This is a genomic window from Aeromonas sp. HMWF014, assembly GCF_963878295.1.
Taxonomy (GTDB): domain Bacteria; phylum Pseudomonadota; class Gammaproteobacteria; order Enterobacterales; family Aeromonadaceae; genus Aeromonas; species Aeromonas popoffii.
Genome location: NZ_CAWNYS010000580.1, coordinates 9,291 through 16,935 on the forward strand (window position 1 = coordinate 9,291; position 7,645 = coordinate 16,935).

6 protein-coding genes and 1 pseudogene are annotated in these 7,645 nt (G+C 60.9%); 5 read left to right on the plus strand and 2 right to left on the minus strand.

All coding sequences use genetic code 11. From position 1 onward, the window contains the following. The 3 genes from AAC083_RS23500 to pbpG form a co-directional block, all read left to right on the plus strand. The coding region (locus tag AAC083_RS23500) for a TPR domain-containing protein (protein ID WP_441296527.1) at nucleotides 1-463 on the plus strand (463 nt) is incomplete at its 5' end. 315 nt (nucleotides 464-778) lie between these two features. Continuing rightward, entirely contained in the window at nucleotides 779-1,234 is a 456-nt protein-coding gene (locus AAC083_RS22275; protein ID WP_042039329.1) for an NUDIX hydrolase, read from the plus strand. A gap of 301 nt (nucleotides 1,235-1,535) precedes the next feature. Beyond that, the gene (pbpG, locus tag AAC083_RS22280; protein ID WP_108537741.1) at nucleotides 1,536-2,456 is read left to right on the plus strand and encodes a D-alanyl-D-alanine endopeptidase; all 921 of its coding nucleotides are present in this window, start codon (nucleotides 1,536-1,538) and stop codon (nucleotides 2,454-2,456) included. Between the two features lie 98 nt (nucleotides 2,457-2,554). Here the strand turns inward: pbpG and AAC083_RS22285 are convergent, their stop codons facing one another. Then, nucleotides 2,555-3,940: a tryptophanase gene (locus AAC083_RS22285; RefSeq protein ID WP_108537742.1), complete on the minus strand. Its 1,386-nt coding sequence runs from the start codon at nucleotides 3,938-3,940 to the stop codon at nucleotides 2,555-2,557. A 665-nt stretch (nucleotides 3,941-4,605) separates the two neighbouring features. On the opposite strand from AAC083_RS22285, the gene AAC083_RS22290 reads away from it, so the two are divergent. Both AAC083_RS22290 and AAC083_RS22295 read left to right on the plus strand, forming a co-directional pair. Next, nucleotides 4,606-5,859: a D-amino acid dehydrogenase gene (locus AAC083_RS22290; protein WP_042039332.1), complete on the plus strand. Its 1,254-nt coding sequence runs from the start codon at nucleotides 4,606-4,608 to the stop codon at nucleotides 5,857-5,859. A 423-nt stretch (nucleotides 5,860-6,282) separates the two neighbouring features. Further along, nucleotides 6,283-7,404 carry a glycosyltransferase family 9 protein gene (locus tag AAC083_RS22295; protein ID WP_108537743.1) on the plus strand — a complete coding sequence of 374 codons (1,122 nt, stop codon included), beginning with the start codon at nucleotides 6,283-6,285 and terminating at the stop codon, nucleotides 7,402-7,404. Nucleotides 7,405-7,490: 86 nt separating this feature from the next. Here the strand turns inward: AAC083_RS22295 and AAC083_RS22300 are convergent. Then, a pseudogene (locus tag AAC083_RS22300) lies at nucleotides 7,491-7,645 on the minus strand (ABC transporter substrate-binding protein); the annotation flags it as partial.

Here is a 7,645-nt window from a genome sequence, read left to right on the forward strand (position 1 = left end):
CGACCCGCTGGCAGGGCTGAGCCCGCGGGACCTGCAGGACAAGGAGCTGGGGAGTCTGCATCAAACCTTGCAGCGCAGCCCCGCCGATCTCGACAGCTGGGCGGCGCTCGGTCAGCTCTATCTCTATCGGAACGAGTACGACAACGCCCTGCTCGCCTATCAGCGCCTTGCCCTGCTGGAGGGGGGGGCCAGCGCGGCAACCCAGGCCGCGCAAGCCACCGTGCGCTACTATCAGGCGGGTCAGCAGCTTACCCCGGAGGCAACCCGCCTACTGGAGAGCGCCCTCAAGCAGGATGCGGGGGAAGTGAGCACCCTGATGCTGCTCGCCGCCGATCACTTCCTGCACGGCCGCTACACCCGGGCCATTGTGCTGTGGCAACAGCTGCTCGATAGCGAGCGCCCTCGCATCAACCGTGCGGCGCTTATCGAGGCGATCCAGACGGCGAAAATGATGGGGGGATAACCCGGTTGATTGGGGGTATGTCGTCGTCGTAATATTGCGCCTCGACCACAGACATTAATCATCTCCTGGCAGAGATGACGCATATTTATCCAGCAAGCTGTTCCACTTTCCAGACTATTTCTACTGCCATGTAAGCCAACGGTTTCCGACATATGCCGGCGACTGGGTGGATGTTAATCTGGTGGCAAACTATCTGGCCAAGAGCAGCCTGAATGAAATAGACGCCATTGGTCTGCCAGCGGAGACGTTTTTCATTTAAGACCCATTTATCCCTGTCGTTTTAATTACAGACGGCAAACCAAGCGAGAAAAAACCATGATCCCAATTCGCTGTAAAGCCGTCTCCGGTGTCGCCCTCTCAACGATGGATGGCGAAACAAAGCTGCTGGTGATGAAACGCGTAAAGGGCGGTTTCTGGTGCCATGTGGCTGGCACGATTGAGGCGGGGGAAACCGGCTGGCAGACCATTATTCGCGAGTTTGGCGAAGAGACGGGTATCACGGTTTGCGAGTTATACACAGCCCATTATCTGGAACAATTTTACGAAAGCGCTTCAAATACGGTGGAGGTAGTGCCGGTATTTGTGGTCTATTGCCCGCCCAATCAGGTGGTCACCCTCAACGACGAGCACACCGAATATCGCTGGTGCACCTTGGCCGAGGCCAAGGGACTGGTGAGTTTTCCCGGCCAGCAGGCGCTCTATGACCATGTCTGGCACTATTTTGTCGAGCGCAGTCCCTCGGCGCTGATGCGAGTAGCGACAGAAGCCTGAAAATGCAGGTTCTCTCAACGCAGGTGGTGCCGCTTGCGCCACCGCAAGGGGGATTAACAGGCCGCCAGGCCCCAGAGACGCAATATATAGTGCGCCACCATGACGGGTGACGCTGACATGTATCAGACTCGCTCATGGTTGGATATTTCCCCGATCGAGTCGTCATTTAGCCGTCAACATGGGGATTTCAAGGCGTACGATCCCATTAAATTGAAATATCGGGCCATTAGACGTTGTGAAGCGTCAATTACCGTCATATAACTTAGCCAAATGTTCCAGTCATTCACGGTAGCGTCAAAACATGATTATTCGTCCTTTTCTTACCCTGCTGCTCGGTGCCTTCCTCGTTCCCGTCAGCATGGAGAGCGCCCAAGCCAATCCGTTTACGGCCACATCCCACTCCCCCAAACGCTTTCTGGAACCGCGCAACGATCTTGCCCTGAGTTCGGCTGCCTTCGTGGTGGCCAATCCACGCACCGGCGAGGTGCTGTCAGAGCGCAATGCCAATCGGGTGATGCCCATCGCCTCCATCACCAAACTGATGACGGCGCTGGTGGTGCTCGATGCCAATCAGCGCCTCTCCGAAATGCTGACCGTCACCATGGCCGATGTGGATCGTCTCAAGGGAACAGGGTCGCGACTGGCGGTAGGATCGCGTCTGAGCCGGGCCGACATGCTGCACATCGCCCTGATGTCGTCGGAAAACCGCGCGGCCTCCGCACTGGCCAGACATTACCCGGGGGGCCAGCGCGCCTTTGTCGAGGCGATGAATGCCAAGGCCCGCATGCTCGGCATGTGGAACACCCAGTTCGCAGACAGCACGGGGCTCACCCCTCGCAACGTCTCCAGCGCCCATGATCTGGCCAAACTGGTGGCGGCTGCCTCTGCCTACCCACTCATTCGCCAGTACTCTTCCACCGAGGAGCGCATGGTGCGCAACGGCAAGCGCCAATTGCACTACCTCAACTCCAACCGCCTGGTGCGTGAAGGCAGCTGGCCTGTCACCCTCTCCAAGACGGGTTACATTCGCGAGGCGGGGCGCTGCCTGGTGATGGCAACCCAGATAAACCGCGAGCCGGTGATCCTGGTGCTGCTCAATGCCGATACCCCCAACTCCCGGGTGGCGGATGCCAAACGGATCAAGTCCTGGCTGGAGACCTCCGGCCGCATGAGCCTGACTGCCCAATCCCGCCCCCAGCCCAAGCTGTTCAGCAGCCAGTAATCTGCTTCAGACGCTCACGGTAAAAAGCCCCCGCACCTGTCGTGCGGGGGCTTTGCTTTTGATGCCGTGCCAATACCCCGGTTTACACCGTCGGAGCGTTAGACCGGCTTGAGCCGCGCGGTGAAATGACGCAGCAACGGCGGCTCGTAGTCGAAGGTAAGACCGCGGATCTCGCTGGCACGCGCCTTCACCGCGATCTGGCAGTCGGCCACATAGTCCATGTGATCCCGGGTATAGACCCGGCGCGGAATGGTGAGGCGCAGCAGCTCAAAGTCCGCCGCCTCCTGCTTGCCGGTGGCTGGATCGCGCCCCAGCAGCAGGGAGCCGATCTCCACCCCACGCACGCCCCCTTCCAGATAGAGCGCACAGGCAAGCGCATGGGCCGGGAACTGCTCGGCCGGAATATGGGGCAGCAGTTTTTTGGCGTCCACAAACACCGCATGACCGCCAGTGGGTGTCTGAATGGGAATGCCCGCCTCGGCCAGCCGCTCGCCGAGATAGGCCACCTGACCGATGCGATAGGTCAGATACTCCTCATCCATCCCCTCGCGCAGACCGATGGCGAGCGCCGCCATGTCCCGCCCGGCGAGGCCGCCATAGGTGACAAACCCCTCCATCGCCACACAGCGCACCTGCACTGCACGAAACAGATCGAGATCCTCCTTGAAACAGCAAAGACCACCGATATTGACCAGCCCGTCCTTCTTGGCCGACATGGTGAACATGTCCCCCAGGGCAAACATCTGGCGCACTATCTCCCCGATGCCTGTCTTGGCGTAAGCCGGGTCGCGCGCCTTGATAAACCAGGCGTTCTCGGCGAAACGGGCGGCATCGATCACCACCGGAATATGGTGGCGGCGGGCCAACTCGGCCACGGCTTCCATATTGGCCATGGAGACCGGCTGCCCCCCTGCGCTGTTGCAGGTGACCGTGATGATGACACCAGCCACGTTGTCGGCACCCAGAGTTTCGATGGTGTCGGCCAGGCGTGCCAGATCGACATCCCCCTTCCAGGCATAAGGGGCCGTGGTATCGAGGGCTTGCGGGGTGAGCAGGTTGATGGCCCGCGCCCCCGCCAACTCCACATGGGCCTTGGTAGTGTCAAAGTGGTAGTTGGAGATAAAGACCGGCGCCTTGCCCTGGCAGCGCTTGACCAGCTCGGGGAAGAGGATCTGCTCTGCCCCGCGTCCCTGGTGGGTGGGGATCACATGCTGATAGCCAAAGATCTCGCGCACTGTGCGCTCCAGTTCAACGAAGTTGCGGCTGCCCGCATAGGCCTCATCCCCTATCATGATGCCAGCCCACTGGCGATCCGACATGGCACCTGTGCCGCTGTCGGTCAGCAGGTCGATGTAAACATCCTCTGCCAGCAGCAGAAAGGGGTTCCAACCTGCGGCCTCGAGGGCGGTGCGGCGCTCGGCGCCTGTGGTCTGCTTGATGGGCTCGACCATCTTGATACGAAACGGTTCGGGTATACGACGCATGATCTTCTCCTTGCACCAGCCGCGCGAACGCCTGGCGACAGTCACCAATATGAAATGAAAACAAGTGGGATTAACGCAGGGAGATCAGCGGCGAGGGAAGTCGCACACCAGCACTATATCTTGCAGATACCAGGGCAGTGTGTGGGGACTGGCGGTGGGCCAGCCTGATGGGACGTCAGCAGTTCGGGTCATCACATCCTTTCCTGTGGTGGTCTAACACGAGCAAGCCAGTAAAACGCGCATGCACCATGCAATGCGCTGACCACTCTAGGCAGAAGCCACATGGGGCGACAAGCGACACGCATCACCGTTGCGATCGGGCGCACAAATTTAACAACTCCATTACCTTTGACCGCATAGACGATCATGGGGGGAATGCGGAACCAGCCAGCCTAGGCCCCCATCAACACATCCTGCCGCAGTCATAAACATCGCATTATTGTGATAAATCATCATTATAAGCTGGCAATAAATGTTAATGTAGTGATAAATCATATTTTCAAACGGGTGGATTTGCCGATCACGCTACCGGTGATAACGTGTGGCCTGTGCGCTGGGTCCCTCTCTTTGTCCGCTCGCGACAAACGCAGTAACGGGAGCGGGCCAGCCCTCATAAAAACAGCAGGATCGGCCGGTGGCGCCTGCATAGCGACAAGGATGGTGTGATGAAGATAGTGGTGTTGGGTGGTGGCGTGATTGGCGTAGCCAGCGCCTGGTATCTGGCCAAGGCAGGTCATCAGGTGACCCTGCTGGAACGGCAGGATGGGGTGGCGCTGGAGACCAGCCATGCCAATGCCGGTCAGATCTCTCCCGGTTACGCGGCGCCCTGGGCGGCGCCCGGCATTCCCCTCAAGGCCGCCAAGTGGCTGCTGCAAAAACACGCCCCCTTCACGGTGCGCCCTACATCGGATCCATTTCAGCTGCGCTGGATGCTGAAGATGTTCGCCAACTGCACTCCGACTGCCTATGCCATCAACAAGGGGCGCATGGTCCGCCTTGCCGAATACAGCCGTGACTGCATGAAGGGGCTGCGTGATGAGCTGGCCCTGGATTACGAGGGACGCCAGCTCGGCACCCTGCAGCTGTTTCGAAGCCAGGCCCAGCTTGATGCCAGCAAACGGGATATCGAGGTGCTGGAAGAGTATGGCGTGCCCTACCAGTCATTGGATGCCAGCGGTTGTGAGGAGGTGGAGCCTGCGCTGGCGCGGGTACGCGGCAAGATAGTGGGCGGCCTGCGCCTGCCGGGTGATGAAACCGGCGATTGCTTCCGCTTCACCAAGGCACTGGCCGCCGAGGCGCAAAAACTCGGGGTGGAATTTGTCTTCAACTGCGCTATCGACGAGATTGAACTGGCGCAGGGGCGCGCCGTAGCGGTGCGGGCCGGTGAGCAGCGTTTCAAGGCCGATGCCATCGTCTGTGCGCTGGGCAGCTATGCCACCGGCTTCCTGCGCCCGCTTGGGCTCGATCTGCCAGTCTACCCGGTCAAGGGCTACTCCCTCACCCTGCCGATGGCCAACCGCGATGCGGCGCCACGCAGTACAGTGCTGGATGAAACCTACAAGGTTGCCATCACCCGCTTCGATGATCGGATCCGGGTCGGCGGTATGGCGGAGCTGTCGGGTTTCAACCTGGCGCTCAACCCGAAACGCTACGACACCCTGGCCATGGTGGTGGGGGATCTCTTCCCTGAGGGGGGGGACATACAGCAGGCCGAGTTCTGGACCGGGCTGCGGCCTATGACGCCAGACGGTACCCCGCTGGTGGGCCCAAGCCCTGTGCCAGGGCTCTGGCTCAACACAGGCCACGGCACCCTGGGCTGGACCATGGCGGCAGGGTCGGGCCAGCTGTTGGCGGATCTCATCAGCGGCAGCACGCCCGCCATCAGCGATAAGGGGCTGACCCTGGCCCGCTACGGCTGAAACTGAGGCTGCCACAAGGCCTGATCCTGCAGCAAGGCCTGCCGATCCTGGCGACTGCTGCCGAGCAGCTCACCGTACTGCTCCAGGGCAAGATCGCCCTGGCAGGTCGCGATGCACTCGCTCGGCTGGGGAACGGCGCCGCGGTAGCCTGTTGCAGAGAAAGGCCAGCGTCACTGCCACGGCAGAGGCCAGCGCGCAGGCAAGCGGCTCACACAAACAGGGCGTCCGGTCCGCCGGCCGCCCTGTTTGTATTTTTCATCAACAAAGTGATGTTCGGATGCACACTGTTGCATCCAAAATGTGACGCCGCAGAAAGTTCTCACAAAAACAATGGGTAACGATCCCTTTTTTCTCTTCTCTTAACGCTTTCTTAAGACTTGCCGTGTACCCTTGATGTCAATTTCATCAACAGAGCCACTCATCATGAGCACCATCAGAGACGCCCTGCGTCGCTTCGACGGCCAGCGCCGTTGCTGGACAACCGGGCTGGAGCGGGCAGCCCTCGCCTGGCTTGCCAAACGGGGCAGGCTGCCAGCCTCAAGCCAGCCAGCCCAACGGATCCTCATCATTCGCAGCACGAACCGCATCGGCAACAATCTGTTCCTGCTGCCCTTTTTACAAAAGGTACGCAGTACCCACCCCAACGCCGACATCGAGCTGGTGTGCAGCGGTGGCCAACTGCTCCCCTTTCTGGCCGATCTGAAACTGCAACAGGTGCATCAGGTCAGATTGCAGGGTAAGCAGCTGATCGCGGCCCTGCCCGTGCTGTGGCGCTTGGGTCGCCAACAATATGACCAGGTTTATGTCCCGTTCGCCTCCAGCACGGATCACCTCATCGCCGCCTGGGTGCGCGCCAGCGAGAAGCTGGGTTTTGAGGAAGCCAGGGGGGATGTGCTGTTCGATCGGCCGATCGCCTCCAACGGCCAGTGCCACTATGCCCACCAGCCGCTGCAACTGCTCGGCCTGCACGCAAGCCTCGCCGATCAGATTGAACTGGGCAGTATGCTGCACACCGCCTGCCCACACCTGACGGCGTTGATACAGAGCCACCCGGGCCGACCCCTTATCGGCTTTTTCACCGGCGCCCGCAAGGGCAAGGGGCTCTCCCTCCCCCAATGGCAGCGGCTGCTCGGGGATCTGCGCCGCCAACGCCCGGATGCCCTGCTGATCCAGTTCAATGATCCGGCCGATCCCCTGCCTCTGCTGGGCGACATGCCGGTCTCCCTGCGCAACTTGAGCGAATTGGCCCGCTTCGCCAGCGGCCTCGCCCTCTTTGTCAGCTGCGACACGGGCCCGCTCCATCTGGCCGCCGCCAGCGGCGTGCCTTGCCTGGGCCTCTTTACCCAGACAGATCCCGAGCGCTACGGCTGCCTCGGGGCCCAGCACCGCAACCTGGTCGTCAACGATCGCAACGCCATTCCCCTCGATCCCCACTGGCTGGCCGAGACGCTGGCACGGACGCAAACACCCAGAGAGCGGCAACCCGCCCTCTCCAATGCGCAATACCAGAGCCCATCCCAGACCCCCCAGCTGGTGGCACACTGACCACGATGACGCAGCCACAAAGAGGGCGGCCTTGGCCGCCCTCTTTGTTTTAACAAGCCGTTATCCGGCGCCAGGGGGCAACCGCCTCACCGATAACGCGCCTCGATGCGAGCCAGCTCGCCACTCTGACGCAGCCTGACCAGGACGCGGGAGAACTCGGGCGCCCGGCGCTGAAAAGGAGAGGTATGGGCGATGCAGAGGGTGAGCGGGGTCAATCCCAGCTGAAGCGGCACCTCTATGA